Genomic DNA, 20,764 nt, shown 5'->3' on the forward strand with positions numbered 1-20,764 from the left:
TCCAGCGGGAGGAATGATCGGCCTCGTGATCCAACACCAGCCGCACCGCACGCTCGCGCACCTCAGGGGAAAACTTGTTCGTCGTTTTGCTCGTCATGGCTCCATCCTATTTGGAAGTTGGAGCCTCCGGCAAACCCGGGGCGGTTCAATGGCATCATTCATGACTGCCTATCTTGGCCACGCAATCGTGTCTCAGTCGAAGAGTATATCGCGCCGGGATTTGCCGACTATGTGCTGAAGAAGGCAAATGGCGATCATCTTCTGTTCATCGAAGCCAAAAAAGCTGGCGTCTATTTCGACCTGCCTTTCCCATATGTCGACAGCGAGACGCACTGCTACATGTCGATGTCGAAGCTGATGTCGAACGAAAACATCAAAGCGGCGATCAACCAGGTCAAAGGCTATTGCTTCGACACCGGCTGTGAATACGCCTGCATCACCAATGGTCACGAATGGATCTTCTTTAAGACGTTCGAAAAGGGGAAACGCTTTGAAAACCTGCAGGCCTTCGTCATTCGGAGCCTGGCGTTCTTCGACAAGGATTTCACAAAAAGCCAAAACATGTTTTCCTTCGGGGCGATCTTCGATCGCGCTTCGCTCAACGAAGCCCTTTCAAGCTCGCCTCCCAAGGACAGACATATCTTCTTTCCGAAGGAGAAAATCCCTTCGTACGGCCACAAGATCAATTCGAACAGGCTTGCCGGTACGCTCCGGCCGATCGTTAATCATTACTTCGGCGTGATCGGGGACGACGACACGGAGTTCATGGAGCGTTGCTACGTCTCGCAGAGCGACTACACGCAAATGTCCGAGGGGATCAACGTTCTCATCGAGGATTCCTTGAGCCCCTATTTCAAGGGCTACGGCGTCAATCAGTTAGAGAACACCGGAAGGGGCGGGCAGCTTGGAGGTCGTCTCACCAAGAACATCAAGCGTGGCAGGAGGGGCGAGGTCCTCGTACTTTTCGGCGGCAAGGGCGCCGGCAAATCGACTTTCGTGAAGCGGGTCCTACGGCACAATCCGCCAAGGTGGCTTCGCGAGCATTCGGTCATCGCTATCGTAGATCTCCTCAAAGTTCCGGAAGACCAAAGCGTTATCCGTGAAACGATATGGTCGAGCTTGGTCGAATCCTTAGATGTCGACGGATTGCTTCAGTCGGCACGTGATAATCTGTTGAAGGAGCTGTTCGCCGACCGCTTCGAGATTGCACGAAAGCAGGATCTGGAAGGATTCGACAGAAAGTCCGAAATTTACAATTCCCGTCTGAACGCACTCGCCGCCGAATGGAAGCAGGACAAGCCGTACTGTGCCGCCAGGCTCGCGTCTTATTGGGCGTCGAAGGGAAAAGGCGTGATCGTCGTTGTCGACAACACCGACCAGTATTCCCCGGAACTTCAGGACTTTTGCTTCACATCAGCCCAGGAGATCAGCAACCTGCTGAATTGCGTCACTCTGATCTCGATGCGCGAGGAACGCTTCTACAACTCAAAGATTCACGGACTTCTGGACGCATTCCAGAATTCGGGGTTTCACATCAGCTCCCCCAAGCCCTCGACTGTGTTCAAGAAGCGAATAAGCTACGTGAATTCGCTGCTTAACGAACCGCAGCGCCGTCACAAGATCGGCCTCGAGGATACAAATGGGAAGATCATCGATGATTCGATGAACTATCTGTCGATCATTTTTAGGGACTTCAACAGCGAGCAGTCGCCGTTGAACGCTTTCTTGACAGCGTGCGCCCATGGCGACACCCGGTTGTCTCTCGACCTCTTCAGAAGCTTTCTGCTATCCGGCTACACCAACGTCGACGAAATGTTGAGTTCGGGAAATTGGGTCTTCAAGATCCACCAGATCATCAAGCCGGTGATGATCCCAAACCGCTACTTTTACGATGAGGCTCTGTCGGACATCCCGAACGCCTATCAGGTTAGGAATTCCCGGCATGGCTCGCATTTCACCGCGCTTCGGATCATGCGGAAACTGGCCAAGAGCATAGAGCGCACGACTCCTTCCTACGTCTCAGTCGCGGAGCTCAAATCTTATTTCGTGAACACCTTCAACATGGGTGACGACTTCACAGCGAATCTCGACGTTCTCCTGAAGCACGGCTTTGTCGAATCCAACAATCGATTGGACCAGTACTCAGACCAGGTCGACAGCGTTAAGATCACGACCTACGGGCTCTACATGGTCCGCGAACTCGCATACTTCTTTTCATATCTCGATCTCGTGTGCACCGATTGCGGCATCTTCAGCGAGCAGGTTAGCAACTATCTGGTCGACGCCGCCAGACAGGAATTCGATCTGTTTTCGAAGGGAGAGCGTCTCGAGCGCGTCAAAATCAGGCTCGATCGCGTTGAGAAATTCATCGAGTACCTTGCGGAAGAGGAAATGAGGGAGCGAGAGCTTTATTCGCTTGGGATGAAGGAAGAAGACATGTTCACACATACCTTGCGGAAATCGTTCGAGGAAGAAAAGCGCGTCGTAGCGAAAAGCGCCAAGCGCAACTCGGCACAGCGCTCCAACAAGCACTGGTCGCGCGGCCGCCGCTGACAGCGCCTCGTATTACCTTGGTGATATAGACCGGCCATCCGCCCGATAGCTAGTTTCCTTATCACGGACTTCGCCGGCAAGTGGTTGGCCGTCCGAGCGAAAGGAAACACATGACCTCTCTGCTCCCCCCAAGACCCAGTCGGGTACTCCGCCCCGCGCACCGTGCGCTTCCGATCGGGACGGAGCGCTACCTGGCGAAGGGTGGCGGCTCCCTTGCGGTCACCGTGAAAGCTGGCGACGCCGTCAAGATCATTGATAGAGAAGGGCTGCAGCGCGCGGAGGTCAGGCCGACCGACTTCGAGGGGCGTGATGACATTTCCATTCTTGGCCTTTCAGGCGGCGAAGGAACGTTTTGCATTTTCGGATCTGGTCGAGCCGGGGAAAGCGCCGAATTTATCGTGCAGCGCGACGCAACCCTGCATATCTCAGCCCCGGCGGACCAGATGGAGGTGACAGGACAAAACACGGCGACCGATCTGGAGGTGTTTATCCAACGCGCAAACCCAACTGCCGTGAAGGCGGGCGGGGCGCCGCTTCCGAATCCGCTTCGCGATCCGCTGCAGGAAATACGCATTCGCGCGGCGTCTGCTCAGGCTTTTCTTGTCAAGGCGGGCGAGTACATCCAGGTGCTTGACATCGATGGTCGTCAGATGACCGACTTTCAGTGTTTCTCTGCCCGCAAGTTAGATGCAGGGATCGAACACGCGCTCGACGCGACCGTCACGCGCACGCTTACCCATCGTGCGATGCCCATTCCGGGCTTGCCGTCCAAGGCATTTGCGTTCGATTTCGAGCCACTCGTTGAGATCGTTCGGGACACAGTCGGTAGACACGACGCCTTCGCGACGGCCTGCAACTCTCGCCAGTATGACGACATGGGCTATCCAGGCCATATCAATTGCACGGACAATTTCAACGGCGCTCTCGATCCCTACGGCATCGCCGCGCGCAAGGGGTGGGAGGCTTTGAACTTCTTTTACAACTCGAGAATCGACGCGCACGATCAGATCATTTCGGACGAAGCTTGGTCTCGTCCCGGCGACTACGTGCTGATGAAGGCGTTGACCGACATCGTGTGTGTCAGCTCCTCGTGCCCGGACGACATCGATTCAGGAAATGGATGGAATCCCACTGACATTCTCGTCCGCACTTATGCTGCCGACAACAAGTTTTCACGCGCGATCGCCTATCGCCCGACCCCAGATGCGGAACCACAGATGACTAAAGAAACGGCTTTTCATCCGCGCCTCTCCGCGCTTACCCGCCATCATACGGAGTATCGCGGATTCTGGCTTCCAACTCGCTTCAACAACGAGGGTCCGACGGCCGAGTACTGGGCATGCCGTGAGCAATGTGCCGTGATAGATCTCTCGGCGTTGCGGAAATTTGAGGTAACGGGGCCGGACGCCGAGGCCTTGCTTCAGTACTGCCTGACCAGGGACATCCGCAAGCTGGCTGTGGGCCATGTGGTCTACACGGCGATGTGCTACCCGAATGGCGGGATGATCGACGACGGAACAGTCTTCAAGCTCGGTCCCAACAACTTTCGTTGGATCTGCGGTGACGATTACAGCGGCGTCTGGCTTCGCGAGCAGGCGCAGAAGATCGGATACGAAGTCTGGGTCAGATCCTCGACAGATCAGATGCACAACATCGCTGTCCAGGGACCAAAAAGCCGCGATTTGCTGAAGGAGGTCATCTGGACCGCACCCGGCCAGCCGGCACTAGGAGAGTTGGAGTGGTTTCGCTTCAGTGTTGGAAGGATCGGTCATTTCGAGGGCGTGCCCGTGGTGGTCTCGCGCACAGGTTACTCTGGTGAAATCGGCTACGAGATATTCTGTCACCCCAAACACGCACTTGAGGTGTTCGACGCTGTTTGGGAGGTCGGAAAGAACTTTGGTCTGAAGCCAATGGGGCTGGAAGCGCTCGACATGCTTCGCATCGAGGCCGGATTGATTTTCGCCGACCATGAGTTCACGTCCGAGACCGATCCGTTCGAGGCGGGTATTGGATTTACCGTTCCTCTGAAGTCTAAGGCTGACGACTTCATTGGTCGGGAGGCACTTCTTCAACGTAAGGAGCATCCTCGTTACAAGCTCGTCGGGCTCGACTTAGATTCAAACGACGAGGTTGGCCACGGCGATGCCGTCTTTATCGGAAAAGCCCAGGTCGGCGTTGTGACGAGCAGTACTCGGTCGCCAATCCTTCGCAAAAACATCGCTCTTGCACGCATCGACGCACTCTCGTCGGCGATAGGTACTCAAGTCGAGATCGGCAAGCTCGATGGGCACGCGAAGCGGCTGCCTGCGACGGTAGCAAGATTCGCGCACTACGATCCTGAGAAACTGCGGCCCCGCTCGTGAGCGGTAACAAACTTCATGGGCGATGCCGCGAACCGACGTTAAGGCCATGTGTCGCTGCGGCGATCAATGGGCCGAACCTCGCTTCGAACGCCTCCCATAGTAGGTCGTACACGCCATCAAGCTGCCGTTCCAGCGAGCGTACCTGCGTATTGAACTCGCGCTGCATGGTTACGAGACCGGCGCGGAAAGCAATGTCGAGATCAAGTTTGCGGCCGTGTCGGTCGCGGCCGCGCGTTCCGTTGTAGCGATCTATGAAAAGTGAGGCGGTCTCGAACGTCGCATCGTCGTCGGTGAGCTCTAGTTCGACACCGCGGTGAACGCGACTATTTCGCTCAGAACGAACCAGTTCCTGGCTATCTGCGATCGCCTTGAGTTGCCGCCGTAGTTCGGTCGGGATGTCCGCCTTGGCAACTCGTTCGATCGTGCAGGCGCGTTGCGGGAGCCCCATCTCGAAAACCTCGTTGATCAAAAGCAGCGCGCAGTCGACGACGGATACATACCTGACAAGGAAAACATCCTTGGTGATCTGAAGCCACTGGTATCTTGTGAGAGGCATTTTTCTGAAGTTTGGTGGCACTGGGTCGAGCCACAACATGTCGCCAACGATGTTCAGGGATTCCACGCGCCGGGTTAGTGTCTTCATCCACCGCCCAGTGTCATAGGCATATTTGCAGTCAGGATGGCGGCAGAGCTCCTCGTAGCTGTCGAAGTGGTAGGCAACGATGCCCAGCTCCGACAGACGCGTGATGAAACTATGATGGTCGGAGGTCGCGATATGACGTTTCAGAAAGCGTGTTTGGCGACGCGGAGGTCTACTGCGAACGGCAGGTGAGGCCCGATCATTCATTGAGGCAATGGACCACCAGTTCCGCGAACGTGTCCCACAGCGCCGCGAGATGCTCCGATGTTGGAGCAAGGTTTGACGAGTGCACATACTTGTTGAGGGTGTCGACGGATATGATGGCGTCCATGGTCCGAGCCTTACGCACGACCTCGAGATACCGCTTGTCGACCTTCTCCCGCGAACGAAGGTCTTCCGCAACGGCAACGATCTTTTTGACGAGCGGGTCGTTTTCCACCGCCGTAGCGAGCGTGGTTTGCTTGAGGTAATTGTCGACCGACAACTCGATCAACACGCGGCATAGGACGGCGATTGCATTGGGGTGCTCTTCAAGGTCGAGCTTGAACTGAAGCTCCTCCCATATTGCTCGCTGTCGTTGCAGGCGGCCCGTCCACGCGACCCCGGAATCATGTTGAAGGATCAGCGCCGTACGCTTGGTCGGCCGAGGTGCGGTGGTGATCGAAACGACGGTAGCGACGCCACTATTTGTGGCCGCACTTGGCGAGGCGCCGGTCACTGGTTTGGCCGGCTTTGTCCCTCTGGACCCAGGAGAAGGCAAAGCGTCTGCTGCGGTCGGGAGCACTCCCTCCCGTTCCAACGCGTCGAGATAGGCGAGCTTTCGGTCAACGTCCCAAACGTCGTCCAGGGTTTTGCGCTTGGATACGAGATCTTCCGCGATCCGCGATAAAGCCTTCAGCGAAGCCTCTTCGTTGCGAATAAATTCGAAGCGGCCTCTCGCCATCGAAATGCCTACGCGGTTCCGGAATGCTTCTGCGGAAAGAAGGCGACTGAGATTGCTGCGCGGTATCTGACCTGATTTCGGAAGCAGGTCTGCAGCCCTCAATCTGGTTTCAATTTCGTCCGCGATGTTGAACTTACCGCCCTTACCCGTCCGGTTGACGAACGTCGTCTTCATCCGGCCTGTCCACGTGCTCTGTCCGACGCCGGACTGGCTTCCCGTATGACGGCGGTAGAGGATTTCATCGATCACGTCCCTATCGGGTTCAACCCGGCAAAGGATTCGATCGGGAAAATGTCCGACCCACTGGGATCGAAGTTTTTCAAAATACTCTCGAAGCTCGGCGTTCGGCGCACGCTTTGGATCCGCCAACACCTTGAGGCAAGTCGTCCGGCGGTTCCCATCGAATACGATGAACTGACGCCCTTCCTGATAGACCAGAGGCGGCTCGAAGAGCCCTTTGGACTTCACGATGTCTTCGGCAAGTTTTCGCATCTGCCCAAGATGATTGGAGAAAAGCCAGCCTATGGCTGCAGTCTCGTTCTCTAATTCACCGTGACGATCGTTCGAACGATTAACAAGTAGCTCGCTAAGTGCGATAGTACGATATGCCATGTCACCCCCGCCCATGTCGATAAACTTGGAGTATATTCACGCTATAGATGCAAGATCTTTCCGTGAATTGCATCTCATCGACATGGTGTTGTTCACTGAAAAGCGGAGGCAAGGATTCGAAGCGATGTTTGAAAGCTGTGACTTCGCATTGGGAGGCGCTGATCGAGACATCGTCTCCCGCTGCGAGTGCTTCGAATGATTCAGCGACAGTTTAGGCGGTTCGCGTCTCCCTTCCGGTGACGCTGCGCATTTTCCCTGCAGCCAGACCGATTACCCTGTTAGCGACTATTCCGATGATCGCGATCGACAGCCCAGCAAGGAGTCCCCGACCAGTGTCGACCTCGGGGAGCGCCTTGAGGATTTCCTGTCCAAGATCTCGGGATCCAATGAGCGCGGTGATGGAGGTCATGGCGAGAGCCATAAGGATCGTCTGGTTCAGGCCAAGCAGGATTGCTGGCATCGCCAAGGGCAGTTCAACGTATCTGAAGCGCTGTCTTCGGGTTGTCCCACTGGAGATCGCCGCTTCGATGATGGTGGGGGAAACCCCGGAAATGCCTAGATACGTCAGTCTTACAATTGGAACTGTTGCGTACCCTATAATCGCGATGATCGATGCCAGGTCTCCCACACGGAACAACATCACTACCGGGATGAGGTAGATGAACGACGGAAAGGTCTGGAGGGTATCGCAGATGGCCAGCACGCCGCGTGCTAAGCGCGGACTGTGCGCCGCGGCGACGCCGATCGGTACGCCGATCACGATGCAGATGATCACGGAGATGGTCGTGAGATACAGCGTCAACATCGCGGGCACCCATAACCCGGCGACGCCGACGACGGCCACCATGGCGATGTTCGGCAGCGCGAAGTTCAGCCCGCCCATACGATACGACAACCAGCCAAGCAGAAACAAGGTCGCCGGCCATGGTGCGGCGACAAATGCCTTTCGAACCGGAATGAGCACATAAATCGTCGCAAGGTCGCGAAACTCGCCCAACGGGTTGGCAAGCGTGATCGAAAGCCACCGAACGAACGTGTCCCAAACGGGAGCGGTGGTTACCGTCATTGTCCTGGGGAGAACTTGGACCGCGGGGAAGAATTGAGCGAGGGTTACCGCCACGATCAGCGCGCACATAACAATGAGCAGGTGCCCGTGTCGCACGAAAAGGTTCGTTGGCTTCACGTGGTAGTCCGCGGCTTTTCGTGCCCAGGCGCGGGTCAATCTATCCAGAGTGATCGCGATTATTACGATTGCGACCCCACTTTCCAAGGCTCGGCCAATTTGAAGTTGCTGCAGTGCCACCAAGAGGCGATGGCCCAAGCCCGTCGCGCCAACGAGTGCCGAGATCACGGTCATAGCCAACGTCTGCATAACCACCTGGTTGAGGCCCACAAGGATCTCAGGCAGGGAGCTTGGCACTCGGACACGCCAGAGCAGTTGCCACTCTCGACAACCTGCGACGCGGGCGGCTTCGATGGCACTCTCCGGAACGCCGCGCATCCCAAGCAGCGCGCAGCGCGCCATCGGCGGGAAGGCGAAAATCGAGCTTGCGATCATCGCAGGCACAGGGCCGAAGCCGAAGAAGACCGCGATGGGCGCTAGGTATGCGAGATGAGGCGTCGCCTGCATCGCGTCCATGACCACGCTCGCACCTCGTTCCACGCGCTTGTTGCCGAACATCGCAATGCCGAGCATCAGGCCAAAGAATGCCGAACTTGGAACTGCCATAAGAATGAGTGAAAAGGTCCGCATGGCATCTTCCCACAGGCCGAAAACCGCTAAGTATAGGACGCTCGAGCCACCAAGCAGCGCTAACGCTCTTCCGCCTAGCTTGTGACCGATCACCGCGACAGCTATAGCTACGAACGCCCATGGCAGAGGCGGGATGGAATAGGGACGGAAGCCGCGATATAGAAGTCCTTCGAGCAGCCCCAGAGGCGCAGAAATTCCCGCAGCCACAAGGCGGGTCACATCTCGCACGGTCACGCCGTAAACGCTGATGTCGCGCGCGACCCAATTCACGCCCTGCGTCACGTAACGGCCTAGTGGAAATGTCATGATCTCCGGCCATGCCGCGAGTGACTGCGAAAATCGCGAGGCGAGGAGGAGTAGCAGCGAAACAACCACTGCCGGGATCCAATACGGCAGTCGCATTCCCGGAGAAAGCTGCAGGCTCAAATCTGGTTGAAGCATCTTCATTGCGCCATCTCCTCTGGGAAGAGGGCAGCGATCATGCCCTGGCGCGTGATGCGGCCGACCGGCTGGTTTCGGTCGTCCACGACGGTGACGTCGAACTCCGATCGCAAAACACGCGGTGCGGCTTCCTCGATAGAAGTGGACGCCGAAATCGATAAACCATGCGGTACGCCGACGCCCGGCAGCATGATCTTCCCGACAGTCACCAGCTTTTGTCGAGGCGCCGTCTTGGTAAACGCTCTGACGTAGTCGGTCGCCGGGTTCGTGATCAACTCCTCCGGCGTGTCCAACTGGACGAGGACGCCGTCTTTCATTATCCCGATCCGGCTTGCCACTCTCACCGCTTCGTCGAAGTCATGAGTAATGAACACGATCGTCTTCTTGAGGAGGCGCTGCAATCGCAAAAACTCGTCTTGCATCTCACGTCTGATCAGCGGATCGAGAGCAGAGAACGGCTCGTCAAGAAACCAAAGCTCCGGGTCGCCGGCCAGCGAACGAGCGATGCCGACGCGTTGTTGCTGGCCTCCCGACAGTTCATGGGGAAAATAGCTTTCTCGCCCATTGAGCCCGACGAGCTTGAGAAGGTTATGCGCCTTGGTCATTGCCTCCTCAATTGAAAGACCTCGTATTTCCAGTGGGAACGAAACGTTACGTGCCGCGGTTCGGTGGGGTAGAAGCCCAAAATTTTGGAACACCATTCCAAGCTGCCGGCGACGCATGTCTATGAGACGCGACTCGTTAGCCTCGGTGATGTCTTCGCCATTGAATTTGACGGCCCCCGCCGTCGGGTCAATCAATCTGGACAGACACCTTATGAGCGTTGATTTTCCCGAGCCGGAAAGGCCCATGATCACCAGGATTTCCCCCTGTTCGACAGTGAAGGACACGTCGCGGCACGCTCCAACATATCCTTCGCCCGCAAAATCGGCCTCGGACGGATTGTTTTCATGACGGCGCAGGAATTCCTTGGGATCGGCCCCATAGATCTTCCAGATATTTTCGCATGACAGTTTGGGCGTCATCGTTGTCTCCTGAGATTAGGAGTGGGGTCCCTCGTTCGGGACCCCACAGCTTCATTTCATCCAGGCAGTCCATACGGACTCGTTCTCAGCGACCCATTTGGCGGCCGCGTCCTCCGAGGTAAGCCCACTGACATCGACCATCGCCGAAGCGGCTGCGATTTGCTCGTTCGTGAAGTTGATCTGCTTCAGCACCTGAGAAGCGGCTGGCCATTTCGTCTCCAGACCTTTCCACGCGGCCTTTTTGAGGTAGCCGTTGGCTGGCGCGCCGCAGTCATACACGGCGTCAGGGTTGCTTCCCCATTTGGGGTCAGAGAGGCATTCGGCAGAGTATTGCGGGAATTCTACGAATTCGCCTTTGAAGCGAGCTTCAATGAAGTTCGGCGTCCAGTTGAAAAGGACGATAGGCTCTTTGCGATCGTAAGCCGCCTGTAATTCCGCCCAAAGCGTCGCTGCTTGTCCTACAGGCACTTCCTCGAAATTCATCTTCAAGGCCGCAATTCGTTCCGCATAGTGCTTGCCCCAATCGGCAGGGGGTCCGACAAAACGGCCCCTATCGCCGGTTTCTGCCGTGGCGAACAGTTTTGCGCATTTGTTCAACGCCTCCCAGCTCGGAAGGCCGGGGCAAACGCCCTTGACGTATTCCGGATACCACCAGTCTTCTCGGGTGGTCGCAGCGTGGGTCCCGTAGTCCACCAGATTGCCGGTGGCCAGGGCATTGTTGAATGCGGTCAGATGCGAGCCTTCCCACACCTCAATCTGGAAGTCGAGGTCGCCGTCGGCAATGGCCTGAAACTGAAGCTGACCGTCTGACGGGATGTATTCGACCTCGAAACCCTTCTTCTCAAGAAGAATGCCTGCGACATGGGACAGCACATTCTGGCTGGTCCAGTTATTCATGGAGATTTTGATAGGTTCATCTGCCCGAACGAGGCTAGCGGCTGTCATCACTAGCGAAACCGCAATAAGGCCTGCTTTTACCAATGTTGTCATGTTGCTCCCCTTTTTTGAGTTTGGCGCCGCCCTGGGTTCCCATGGGTTCAGAGCGTAGCGGGGAGGCTAGGCGTCAACATGCGGGAGGCACATATGCCTAAATATATAGGCATTTTTGTGCGACATCCCGCTATAAAACCTCAAAAAACTTTGATATATGTGGTTTTGTGTTGGCATCTCGACGCATTCTGAGGTAATGAAATGTCGCAGCCGCAATTAGTGCACTGGGAGGATTCAAATGGACCGTTTTTTTCTCGGGCAAAGTCCCTCGATCGACGCCGGGGCGGTAACCTCCATCTCTTTCCTGATTACCGACCGCTTCTCAATCCTGAGTTTTTCGGCTGCTACGCAGGTTCTGAAGACTGCAAACGATGTGCTGGGCAGAAAGGCCTACGAGTTTGACATCGTCGGATCGGATACGCTCGAGGTAACGAGCGACAGTGGCGTAGTGGTCAGGGCGGACTATTCTTTGAGCGACCTGAGAGTGGAGCCGAGACGGCGACAGCCTGATATTATCTACCTTTTCGCCGGAGCGATCGTCGATAGCACCGACCGTAGGCAGGTGAGCGCTTGGCTGCGAGAACTCGTACGTCGAGGCGGAAGAATCGTAGGCTTCGACACCGCAGCGTTCTGGATCGCAAGCGCCGGACTGCTAACCGGGAAAGTCTGCACGCTGCACTGGGAGTCCATCCCGATTTTCGAGGAGCGTTTCGGCATGCACGTTGAAGTCAGTCGCGACGTCATCGTCGAGAGCGGCATGATTACCACATGCGCCGGTCAGGCGTCAGCCATCGACTACGTCCTTCATCTCATCGCCCGTGACCATGGAGAGCTCGTTGCAACGCGCGTTTCGGAGGCAGCGCTGGTCGACCGTGTCCGGGCGTGCAACGAACCACAACGCGTCCCACTCCAAATCAAACTTGGAATTGCTAACGACCGGCTGGTTCACGCAATAGAATGCATGATGAAAAGCCTAGACCGCCTCGTCGTCATCGATGACATTGCAGACGCCGTCCACGTCTCGCGAAGACAATTGGAGCGCCTGTTCAGGGCGGAGTTCGGGTTGTCCCCATCTCGATACCATATGGTTCTTAGAATGGAGCGGGCACATCTTTTGCTGAGCAGGTCGAATCTTTCGGTCTTGGAAATCGCAGCGAGCTGCGGCTTTGGTTCCCCGCCGCACTTTTCCAAGACCTACAAAGGGATTTATGGCGTGCCGCCACAACAGACGCGTCAGTTAGCGCGCGGCGCCGCGTCCGTCAGCGAGACAACTCAGTCCAAACTGGGCCTTCAACGGCCGATTGGCGCGGCACCCGACGAAATTCCCGAACCCCAAGAGCGGATGCTGGCTCAAGCATCTTAGGACAGGAGAGAAAAGTGTACGACGATTGCAAGTTGGCAATTTTCGACATCGATGGCACCCTTACAGACACTGTAGCGGTTCACCAGGCGTCGTTGCTGGAGACATTATCAGCGTACAATTTCAGCGAATTGAATACCGATTGGGGATCTTACCGTCATCATACCGACAGTGCCATTTTCTATGATGCTTGGAGGGACGGTACGGCCTCGCCTCCCTCCGCTGAAGACAGCAGCGTCTTCTTCGATACTCACGTGGCCTGCTTTAGACGGTTGGCTGAAGCAGGTATCGAAGAGATAGCCGGAGCCAGCGCATTCGTGGACGCTCTCGCTCGCAACGGGTGGGCGGTAGTGTTCGCCACGGGCAGCATACGTCCGTTGGCGATTGACAAGCTCTCCAAAGCAAACATTCCGTTTGACTCCGACGCGCTGGTGACAGCGTCGGAGTTCTATTCCAGGACTGATCTGGTCAGGGAGGCAATCAAGACCGCGGATAGGCTGTTCGGAAAACGCGAATGGCGCGCGGTGTCGATTGGCGACGGTGCGTGGGACCTGAAAACGGCCCGACTTCTCGACATCCCGTTCGTGGGGATCGGCTCGGGCCTGGGCTGCCAAGGGGGCGATTTCCCGGTCCTCGATGATTTTACCAGCATTGACGCCGCGGTACGCGCGGTGGAGGGCGCCGTCAGCAGGAATTCACTCTTGATTTGACAACTCGAACCACAACTCGAAATCGGCATATGACCTGAAAGTGAGGGGCATACTGTGAGACACTCCAATTTCGCCTTCATCAAAGCGGCCTGGCATTCCGAAGTCGTCGATCGTGCGCTGGATGGTTTTCTCGAGGTGGTGAGCGAGAGGCAGGTGGAAGTGTTCACCGTTCCCGGTGCATTGGAACTTCCGCTTCTCGCGCGCGACCTTGCTGCAACGAAGCGCTTCGACGCAGTGGTCGCAACTGCGTTCGTTGTCGATGGAGGAATATATCGTCACGACTTCGTCGCGCAGGCGGTGATCGATGGGCTCGTGCGTGCCGGCCTTGAGACGGGCGTACCGGTGCTGTCGGTATCGCTCACCCCTCACAACTACCAAGAGACGGAGTTTCACACGGCGATCTATAGAGAGCATTTCGTCACTAAGGGGCGAGAGGCCGCCGAGGCGGCGCTGAAAATAACAAGGCTTCGAGCCGAATGCGGGCTTCCGCCCGCTTCGACGGGCAAAAAAGACGAGGTCCGATATGCATGACCACTCTCAGGATAACCTTTCCGGCGCATTTGCCGCGCGAGCTGCAGCCGATCTCGTGAACACCTATGCCAATTGGTCCAGCACCTACGATGACGAGGCGATGAGGCTCGGCTACTGTCTGCCGTTTGTCATAACGGCATGGGTTGCCCGATATGCTGAAAGCCTCGAAAGCAAGATTCTCGATGCTGGCTGCGGTACCGGACTGACTGGCCCATATCTTGCGGCGCTGGGCTACGGCGACTTGCATGGTCTGGATTTTTCTCCTGAGATGCTTGAGCGCGCGGGTCGCCGGGGAGTGTATCGATCACTCACAAGAGGGGAGCTTGGAAAGGCGCTCGACTGGCAAGATGCCACGTTCGATCTGATCCTTTCTGCTGGCGTTTTCACACAGGGGCATGCGCCGGCAAGCAGCTTCGACGAACTTCTTCGGATTTTGAAACCGGGCGGCTATCTTACGTTCACAATCCGAGACATCACACTGGAAACTCACGAGTTCGATGGTGCTTTAAAAGCGATGCTCCACCAACGGCGGGCGAGTCTTGTCGAGAAAAGCCCGCCGTTCAGATCGTTCACGACATCGAACCCAGACATTGCCGTGAATGTCATGGTCCTCCAAAAGTTATAGTGCGCGTGCGTTGATCTTTGTTCCTCGCGAGCGGTGGAAAACATGACCCCGCCATTGTCCCCAGCGAAGTTGACCTCTGCGATCGGCGTCTGCGGCCTCTGACATCTGCAGGGCCTACCCGATACTGGACGAGGTTCTGTTGCGCCGGCCAAGGATGTGTAAAATATTGATCTGCATATCCGGCCTGAAATCTCCAAAAGCGGGAACTCAGGGAAACGGTTCGGCGTTCCCCCCGCAACTGTAATTGACAAGATTTCATTAGTCGTTTGAAGGAATTGCACCGAAATGAGGAAAACCTATATTAAAGCTTGAACGTAACCGCGATACGTCAATCAAGCGTTGACACTTGTGGTGGTAGTTTCTAGGTCCTGTTGACAAAGTGGATTCCCGAATCGGCTGGAGCGTGATTCAAAGCTGGCTTTTAGGAGGCGGCTTTGGCCCGAGGCGATTTAAGCGATGCGGAATGGAAGATCATTGAGCCGTTCCTCCCTAGTGAACGGGGTCGCAAATCGCGCCCATCGCAGGACAATCGACTGTTCCTGAACGGAATGCTGCATGTCCTACGCGTCGGATGCCCGTGGCGGGACATGCACGAGCGATACGGCAAGTGGAACTCTGTCTATGTCCGCTTTCGACGGTGGGCCGAGCAAGGCGTCTGGGATGCGCTTCTTGAAACGCTCGTCGAGCTTGGCTTAACCGACGACTGGCAGCACATGATCGACAGCACCACCGTCAGGGGCCACTCCCAGGCCGCTGGCGCAAAAGGGGGACTCATAAGGAGGCTTTTGGTCGATCACGCGGCGGCTTTACGACGAAAATCCACGCCAGAGCCGACGGTCAGGGACATCTTCTTGGCTTTATCCTGACAGGCGGAGAGGCATCCGATTATAGTGCCGTTCCGGCTTTGATGGCCATGCCGGTCAACAAACCCCGCCTGTTCCTGGCTGACAAGGGCTATGATGGCGATAGCGTTCGCGAGGAATTGCTGATCCACGGCATCAAGCCCGTGATCCCGCCGAAGAGCAACAGGAAAGACCCGCCCTCCTGCGACTTCAAAGCCTATAAGGATCGCAATCGTATCGAGCGGATGTTCAACAGGCTCAAGCAATTCCGCCGGATTGCGACCCGCTATGATAAGACCAAAATCTCATTTGCAGCATTCCTTGCCCTTGCTGCTGTTCGAGTGTGGCTTCCGTTATTCACGGGATCGCTTGCGGTGTCCACAGATCATCCGCAAGCCGGACATCCTTGAAAAATGATTTGATCCTTTTGAGCACAGTTTCGTCCGACGAGGAGACTTCGTAGAACGTGCTATCTATGGCACGAATTGTCACCCACATGTCGTCCTGCGTGTTTGGGAATGATCCTACGAATTCACCCCATATAACTTGACGAGTGTTCTTAGCTAGTGCCGCCAAATCAGGACCGGAAAGCCGCGTATCCTCCTGGGCCAAAACCTCAAGCTGTTCGCCGCCATCACCAGTTGCCTCAAACCACGCGTGGTGCGGTTCCGAAGATTTTATCGTCGACACTTTCCAATCGGCTTGCAAAGCGCGGGGCGCAAGGAGGTCAAGCAGATGGCGCAGATCAAGTGCGAGGGCGTGTTGTTTGAGATCATAAATTCTGAGCGTCGCCATGGCAGTCCTCTACCAGGCAAGCTCCCATCAGACACATGACTTTGTCAACAGGACCTAGGAGTTGGTCAATGAAGCGGAAGGAGTCGACCATGACATTCGTTCACAACATGCGTATCGTGGCGTCCGCCGCTCTCCTCGGCGCTGTTTTGGTCGGGGCGGTTTTGAGCGGTGCCGACGATGGACACTTTCAGGATATGTTGAAGTATGGCGGCGCGTTTATAGGTGCCGCCCTCGCATTGATCGTTCGGTTTAGTCGCTGAGTTTGCATCGGGGACGGGTCGCGGTCGGATATGCCTTTACTTGACGCCGTCAACCGTTTTGCGGACGGAAGCTGGTTCGACATAGTGTCACTTGTCGTGGCGATCGTGTACGCCGTTCTTCGTTGGACGAAATGTAGCGGGGCTTACAACCTGGTCTCGAGGACAACAGGCTTCGACGTCCTCAATGGCGTCAGTATATTTCCTTTGTTCATGCTTGCTTTGTCGGTCGTTTCTTCAAGCGTTCTTGCATCGATCCTCACATCGAATAAGCTCATACTTTCCACCGCGGGCTTAGTCGCGCTCTTCGCCGTTCTGGAAGATGTCAATCCCAGCAAGAGCGAACGTTAGGCCAGCCTATCGTCGTCGGTGTGAGCATCGGCGAAGAAGCTCCGCCTTTAAAGCGGAGCTTCTTGTAGTCCTACTACTTCAGGAATGCGTCGATGAGTTCAGCGGCACGCTTGGGCTCTTCCCAAAACATGTTGTGGCCGTTTGACTTGAACGTCTCGAATTTAGCTTCTGGGAAAGCGGCCTTGAGCCTCTCTTGGTGAGGTCCGTCGAACATGGGATCCTGGTCGCCCCAAAATATCATCAAGGGCGCTTTAAGTAGAGAGGCGGTGCTCCGCATGTTGCCCACGGAGACATCCCAGAGAGTTTCCTTCCACACTCTGAGTGGAACCGCAGTGCTCTCAGCGCGCATGTGCTTCAGAAATTCCTCATCGACCGGATGCGGGCTCCAGTACCAGTCGAGCATGAATTTACTGTCAGGATCGAATGGCTCTTTCACAGGCATCACGTTGTCCCACAGCCAGGTTCCAGGGCCGCCCGCGATGTCAAACGTCGAGGAAACAAGCACGGCTTTGTTGACCTTTTCCGGATAGCGCTCAGCGAGGGCCTGCGTGGTGAACGAGCCGAGCGAATGGCCCACAACGTCTGCTTTGTCTATGTGGACGGCATCCAGAAATAATTTCGCGTCCGTCGCGAAATCGATAAAGGAATAGCAGCATTCAGGTGCACTGGTCTTTCCATGGCCTCGAAGATCGATCGCGTAGATGTGATAGTCGCCTTTCAGATAAGGAATCATAAGCGACCAGGTGCGCGCGTTGTCAGTAAATCCGTGGATCAACAAGAGCGGTTTCCCAGTCGTATCCCCGATCTCGTTGTAGGCCATCATAACACCGTTTGGCAGTGCGATGGTCTTTTTTGCTCCAGCCCATTCGCTCTGGGTTGGGATGGGAAGTTGTTGAGCGGAAGACATTGTCGGTGCGAGTGCCAGACCGATAAGAACAGACAATAGTTTAACTATTTTCATTGAGTTCCCCTTCGTTGCTAGGTTGACGATTCAGCGGTCGATTTTGCGGGGGAGGCGCGTACAGAGTCTGGTGGGGTTGATTTGCGGCCCCACCAAGGCGATGGCGAAAAATCTTTCAGCTTTTCCGGCGGTCTGGGCGGCCGCGCCAATTGAAATCGCGAAACTCCAGTCGACGGCGCCATCGTGAATATCGCGAAGCGTGCTCGGCCGATATCGGGCGTCTCAGCGATGTGTATGATCGGGTCCGGCGCTGCGCTTGCGGCTCTGCTCGAAAGAAGTTGATTATGGATAACGACGACAAGCTCGATCTTAAGAGGATTCTGTTCGACGTTTTCGTCGGCACGTGGTCGGTCAGGCGCGTCATTCTGGACAGGCTTGGCATGGGGCGTGTCATGTTCACTGGGTTGGCGACGATCGCAACCGATGACTTCGAGGAGCGCGGCGAGACGTTGCTCGGTGGCGGTTATCGCTCACAAAGCAGTCGGCATTACCGTCTACTGCTCTCTGGAGCCAAGCTCGTTGTCTCGTTTCCCGATGGACGCGAGTTTGTTGAAATCGGTGGCCAGCCGGCGCAGTATGTTCGGCACGAGTGCGGCGAAGATACCTATCTCGGCAGGTTCTTTTTCCCTGCGCCAACGGCCTGGGTCGAGGCCTGGTCCGTCAGCGGGCCACGCAAAAATTATCGTAGCTTGGCAAAATATACGCGGCTCGACGATTCATCAACGGCGATGGAAAATACTTAAAGCCTCGAGAGTGCTCAGCGTGGTTGCAGCTTCTTTCGCGGCGTCCGCCGGATCTGCTGCTTTGCCGACCCGTTAAAGTGCTGTCGGTGTTTTAGATTCGTACTGCCACGTCGGCTGTTGGTTGGCCTTTTAGCGGGCGCCCATCAACGCCGCGACGTCCAGCATCCTCGTCGAAAATCCGAATTCGTTGTCATACCATCCGAAGACACGTAACAGACCACCGGGTGCCACCGAAATCTCGGGCCCACAGATAACCAAAGATTCCGGGCGGGCCCGCAAATCTACCGATACTAGCGGGCGGTCGGTCCAGCCCAACACCGAAGAAGCTTCCGCTGCCTGACACAACTCCATCCGAACCTGATCGAGGCTCGGCCCAATTCGAGTTGATACGGTTAGATCGATTGCAGATACGCTCGCCGTTGGCACTCTGATCGCTCGTGCCTCGATCTTGCCCGCCAACCGGGGCAAAACTTTTCCCAAGAGCTTGTGAGCACTCGTGCTTGTCGGCACCATCGACAGCGCTGCGGCGCGACTTCTCGCAAAATCATCGCGTGGCTGGTCAACTGTCGGCTGACTGCCGGTGTAGCAGTGAACGGTCGTCATCTGTCCTCCTGCAATTCCGTAGGCGTCGTCGATGATCTTTAACAGTGGCGCAAGTGCGTTAGTCGTGCATGAAGCATTCGAGACGATCTTGTGGTCACCGATAGCTTCCTCGTTGGCTCCCAGGACAACCGTAACGTCTGCGGCTTCGGCGGGCCCGGCAATGAGAACCCTGGATGCACCCGCCTGAAGCGCACGAGATACAAAATCCCGGCTAGAAGGTTGCCCCGTACATTCAAGGAAAATGTCGACGTCGGTTAGGTCCAAGCCCCGGACGTCGAGTTCTCGGTGGAAGGGTATGAGGCGGGACCCGATCGTCAATGCGCCTTCGAAGCTGCCAACCGGTTGCGGCCACGGTCCGAAGACGCTGTCGTACTGAAACAGGTAGGCGCAACTCTCCAGCGGCGCGACGTCGTTTATCATCACAAGCTGAAACTCGGTTCTTGAATTCAGCAGTATGCGAAGAATGGTGCGGCCTATTCGGCCGAAACCGTTGATCGCAATCCTAATAGGCTTTGTCATTCCACTCGCTCCCCTTTGGCAATCCCCGTTGTGTCGGCTCCTGCCATCTTTTTCAATTCACGCCCGCGCCAGCCCGTTACTCCAACACGCCTGTGCCGCTCCTGATGTCGAGTCCCCGACGAAAATTGATCCAGGCTGGTGGCGCGCGAGCCGCGTCGACCCAGTCTGATGGCTTCGCTAGAACATTCGAGCGCCCCCAGTCCCTAGTTCAAAGGAGCTTGTCGCGCCAAGGGAATAGCTGTGCCGCAGGCATCAACGCCAACCGATTTGGAGGAGCCGCAAACGAGTTATCCAACTGCAGGGAACCTTGCGGTGGTCAGGGAATGGACCGCTCAAATCCGTATGCACGCCGTAGCTCTTAATTTCGGTGTGTGGCCGGCTTGCATCCTCGACAGAAGGGTCGGCAGCATTTATCTATGAATAATGACCGCTGCCACCGAAGACACGCTCGCCAACCGCATCAGCCGCGTTCTCGCGGAGCGTATCGTCACCGGCGCGCTCGAGGCGGGCAGCAAGCTGAGGCAGGACCACATCGCCGACGAGTTCGACACCAGCCACGTACCGGTGCGGGAAGCATTCCGTCGCCTGGAGGCTCAGGGTCTGGCGATCAGCGAAAGTCGAAGGGGGGTTCGTGTTTCCAGCTTTTCGAGGGCCTCTGTCGAAGAGGTCGCGCTCATGCGCTCGGTTCTCGAAGGGCTGGCATTGCGGCAAGCCGCGCCGCATCTGACGGCGTCCATGCTCGACGAGGCAATGTCGGCGGTGGTCGCCGGCGACACGGCGCCGGACGCGCGAGCATGGGATGAGGCGAACCGTCGCTTTCATCAACTGTTGCTCGCACCATGCAAAATGCCGCGACTGCTCACGACGATCGATGATCTGCAGATGGTCGGCTCGCGTTACGTGTTCGCAGCCTATGGTGCTGACTGGACCCCGCGGATAGACTTTGACCATCACTCTATTCTTGATCATCTGCGGCGAGGTGAGGTCAACCACGCCGTGGTGGCTCTTGAACGACATGTGCAGCGGATCGGTCCGATCCAGCGCTGATCGGCGTTTCCGTAAGCGCAAGCTGCGGTCGCGCTGACTCCCGCCGCACTTGCACAAATCTTATCCCTTGTTTCGCCTCATGATTGATTTCCTGCCTCGG

Annotated in this window: 17 protein-coding genes and 1 pseudogene; 10 read left to right on the forward strand and 8 right to left on the reverse strand. The window is 56.4% G+C overall.

What is annotated here, in order from left to right; all coding sequences use genetic code 11:
- The first annotated feature begins 231 nt into the window (after positions 1 to 231).
- The gene (locus AB4136_RS31885; protein ID WP_441932210.1) at positions 232 to 2,553 is read left to right on the forward strand and encodes a hypothetical protein; all 2,322 of its coding nucleotides are present in this window, start codon (positions 232 to 234) and stop codon (positions 2,551 to 2,553) included.
- 110 nt (positions 2,554 to 2,663) lie between these two features.
- Positions 2,664 to 4,916 carry a DUF1989 domain-containing protein gene (locus tag AB4136_RS31890; protein ID WP_047627408.1) on the forward strand — a complete coding sequence of 751 codons (2,253 nt, stop codon included), beginning with the start codon at positions 2,664 to 2,666 and terminating at the stop codon, positions 4,914 to 4,916.
- A gap of 13 nt (positions 4,917 to 4,929) precedes the next feature.
- Here the strand turns inward: AB4136_RS31890 and AB4136_RS31895 are convergent, their stop codons facing one another.
- From AB4136_RS31895 to AB4136_RS31915, 5 genes are all read right to left on the reverse strand, one after another.
- The gene (locus tag AB4136_RS31895) at positions 4,930 to 5,763 is read right to left on the reverse strand and encodes a Cthe_2314 family HEPN domain-containing protein (RefSeq protein ID WP_047627407.1); all 834 of its coding nucleotides are present in this window, start codon (positions 5,761 to 5,763) and stop codon (positions 4,930 to 4,932) included.
- The gene (locus AB4136_RS31900) at positions 5,756 to 7,111 is read right to left on the reverse strand and encodes a hypothetical protein (protein ID WP_047628731.1); all 1,356 of its coding nucleotides are present in this window, start codon (positions 7,109 to 7,111) and stop codon (positions 5,756 to 5,758) included. The genes AB4136_RS31895 and AB4136_RS31900 overlap by 8 nt, the downstream gene beginning before the upstream one ends.
- Before the next feature lie 211 nt (positions 7,112 to 7,322).
- On the reverse strand, positions 7,323 to 9,311 hold the full coding sequence (locus AB4136_RS31905; RefSeq protein WP_052227453.1) for an ABC transporter permease: 1,989 nt from the start codon (positions 9,309 to 9,311) through the stop codon (positions 7,323 to 7,325).
- Entirely contained in the window at positions 9,308 to 10,330 is a 1,023-nt protein-coding gene (locus AB4136_RS31910) for a quaternary amine ABC transporter ATP-binding protein (RefSeq protein WP_047627405.1), read from the reverse strand. The genes AB4136_RS31905 and AB4136_RS31910 overlap by 4 nt, the downstream gene beginning before the upstream one ends.
- Before the next feature lie 51 nt (positions 10,331 to 10,381).
- Entirely contained in the window at positions 10,382 to 11,320 is a 939-nt protein-coding gene (locus AB4136_RS31915; protein WP_047627404.1) for an ABC transporter substrate-binding protein, read from the reverse strand.
- Between the two features lie 238 nt (positions 11,321 to 11,558).
- On the opposite strand from AB4136_RS31915, the gene AB4136_RS31920 reads away from it, so the two are divergent.
- The 5 genes and pseudogenes from AB4136_RS31920 to AB4136_RS31940 all read left to right on the forward strand — a co-directional run bounded on the left by AB4136_RS31920 (position 11,559) and on the right by AB4136_RS31940 (position 15,798).
- Entirely contained in the window at positions 11,559 to 12,683 is a 1,125-nt protein-coding gene (locus AB4136_RS31920; protein WP_052227452.1) for a GlxA family transcriptional regulator, read from the forward strand.
- Between the two features lie 14 nt (positions 12,684 to 12,697).
- A complete protein-coding gene (locus AB4136_RS31925; protein WP_052227451.1) occupies positions 12,698 to 13,390 on the forward strand; it encodes an HAD family hydrolase in 693 nt (230 codons plus the stop codon).
- A gap of 54 nt (positions 13,391 to 13,444) precedes the next feature.
- Positions 13,445 to 13,921: a 6,7-dimethyl-8-ribityllumazine synthase gene (locus tag AB4136_RS31930; protein ID WP_052227450.1), complete on the forward strand. Its 477-nt coding sequence runs from the start codon at positions 13,445 to 13,447 to the stop codon at positions 13,919 to 13,921.
- Positions 13,914 to 14,546: a class I SAM-dependent DNA methyltransferase gene (locus AB4136_RS31935; protein WP_047627402.1), complete on the forward strand. Its 633-nt coding sequence runs from the start codon at positions 13,914 to 13,916 to the stop codon at positions 14,544 to 14,546. The genes AB4136_RS31930 and AB4136_RS31935 overlap by 8 nt, the downstream gene beginning before the upstream one ends.
- Positions 14,547 to 14,980: 434 nt before the next feature.
- Positions 14,981 to 15,798, forward strand: a pseudogene (locus tag AB4136_RS31940) (IS5 family transposase).
- On the opposite strand, the gene AB4136_RS31945 reads toward AB4136_RS31940, so the two are convergent.
- Positions 15,746 to 16,183: a hypothetical protein gene (locus tag AB4136_RS31945; protein ID WP_441932215.1), complete on the reverse strand. Its 438-nt coding sequence runs from the start codon at positions 16,181 to 16,183 to the stop codon at positions 15,746 to 15,748. The pseudogene AB4136_RS31940 and the gene AB4136_RS31945 overlap by 53 nt on opposite strands.
- A gap of 89 nt (positions 16,184 to 16,272) precedes the next feature.
- Between AB4136_RS31945 and AB4136_RS31950 the strand changes: the two genes are divergently transcribed.
- Complete coding sequence (locus AB4136_RS31950) at positions 16,273 to 16,443, forward strand: hypothetical protein (protein WP_156151427.1); 171 nt, start codon at positions 16,273 to 16,275, stop codon at positions 16,441 to 16,443.
- A gap of 421 nt (positions 16,444 to 16,864) precedes the next feature.
- On the opposite strand, the gene AB4136_RS31955 is transcribed toward AB4136_RS31950, so the two are convergent.
- Positions 16,865 to 17,752 (reverse strand): alpha/beta fold hydrolase, encoded by an 888-nt coding sequence (locus tag AB4136_RS31955; protein ID WP_047627399.1) that lies wholly within the window; start codon positions 17,750 to 17,752, stop codon positions 16,865 to 16,867.
- A 284-nt stretch (positions 17,753 to 18,036) separates the two neighbouring features.
- On the opposite strand from AB4136_RS31955, the gene AB4136_RS31960 reads away from it, so the two are divergent.
- Entirely contained in the window at positions 18,037 to 18,495 is a 459-nt protein-coding gene (locus AB4136_RS31960) for a DUF6314 family protein (RefSeq protein WP_047627397.1), read from the forward strand.
- Between the two features lie 129 nt (positions 18,496 to 18,624).
- On the opposite strand, the gene AB4136_RS31965 is transcribed toward AB4136_RS31960, so the two are convergent.
- On the reverse strand, positions 18,625 to 19,617 hold the full coding sequence (locus tag AB4136_RS31965; protein ID WP_047627395.1) for a type I glyceraldehyde-3-phosphate dehydrogenase: 993 nt from the start codon (positions 19,615 to 19,617) through the stop codon (positions 18,625 to 18,627).
- Between the two features lie 423 nt (positions 19,618 to 20,040).
- Between AB4136_RS31965 and AB4136_RS31970 the strand changes: the two genes are divergently transcribed.
- A complete protein-coding gene (locus AB4136_RS31970) occupies positions 20,041 to 20,664 on the forward strand; it encodes a GntR family transcriptional regulator (protein WP_047627394.1) in 624 nt (207 codons plus the stop codon).
- Positions 20,665 to 20,764 lie beyond the last annotated feature (100 nt).

The organism is Mesorhizobium sp. 2RAF21 (genome assembly GCF_052115345.1).
Lineage (GTDB): Bacteria > Pseudomonadota > Alphaproteobacteria > Rhizobiales > Rhizobiaceae > Mesorhizobium > Mesorhizobium terrae.

Excerpts from the sequence above, each read along its gene's own strand:
- AB4136_RS31935 (WP_047627402.1), top strand. The coding sequence starts at position 13,914 with ATGCATGACCACTCTCAGGATAACCTTTCCGGCGCATTTGCCGCGCGA.
- AB4136_RS31910 (WP_047627405.1), bottom strand. The coding sequence starts at position 10,330 with ATGACGCCCAAACTGTCATGCGAAAATATCTGGAAGATCTATGGGGCC.
- AB4136_RS31915 (WP_047627404.1), bottom strand. The coding sequence starts at position 11,320 with ATGACAACATTGGTAAAAGCAGGCCTTATTGCGGTTTCGCTAGTGATG.
- AB4136_RS31895 (WP_047627407.1), bottom strand. The coding sequence starts at position 5,763 with ATGAATGATCGGGCCTCACCTGCCGTTCGCAGTAGACCTCCGCGTCGC.
- AB4136_RS31945 (WP_441932215.1), bottom strand. The coding sequence starts at position 16,183 with ATGGCGACGCTCAGAATTTATGATCTCAAACAACACGCCCTCGCACTT.
- AB4136_RS31970 (WP_047627394.1), top strand. The coding sequence starts at position 20,041 with ATGACCGCTGCCACCGAAGACACGCTCGCCAACCGCATCAGCCGCGTT.
- AB4136_RS31890 (WP_047627408.1), top strand. The coding sequence starts at position 2,664 with ATGACCTCTCTGCTCCCCCCAAGACCCAGTCGGGTACTCCGCCCCGCG.
- AB4136_RS31965 (WP_047627395.1), bottom strand. The coding sequence starts at position 19,617 with ATGACAAAGCCTATTAGGATTGCGATCAACGGTTTCGGCCGAATAGGC.
- AB4136_RS31960 (WP_047627397.1), top strand. The coding sequence starts at position 18,037 with ATGGATAACGACGACAAGCTCGATCTTAAGAGGATTCTGTTCGACGTT.
- AB4136_RS31900 (WP_047628731.1), bottom strand. The coding sequence starts at position 7,111 with ATGGCATATCGTACTATCGCACTTAGCGAGCTACTTGTTAATCGTTCG.
- AB4136_RS31955 (WP_047627399.1), bottom strand. The coding sequence starts at position 17,752 with ATGAAAATAGTTAAACTATTGTCTGTTCTTATCGGTCTGGCACTCGCA.
- AB4136_RS31950 (WP_156151427.1), top strand. The coding sequence starts at position 16,273 with ATGACATTCGTTCACAACATGCGTATCGTGGCGTCCGCCGCTCTCCTC.
- AB4136_RS31905 (WP_052227453.1), bottom strand. The coding sequence starts at position 9,311 with ATGAAGATGCTTCAACCAGATTTGAGCCTGCAGCTTTCTCCGGGAATG.
- AB4136_RS31920 (WP_052227452.1), top strand. The coding sequence starts at position 11,559 with ATGGACCGTTTTTTTCTCGGGCAAAGTCCCTCGATCGACGCCGGGGCG.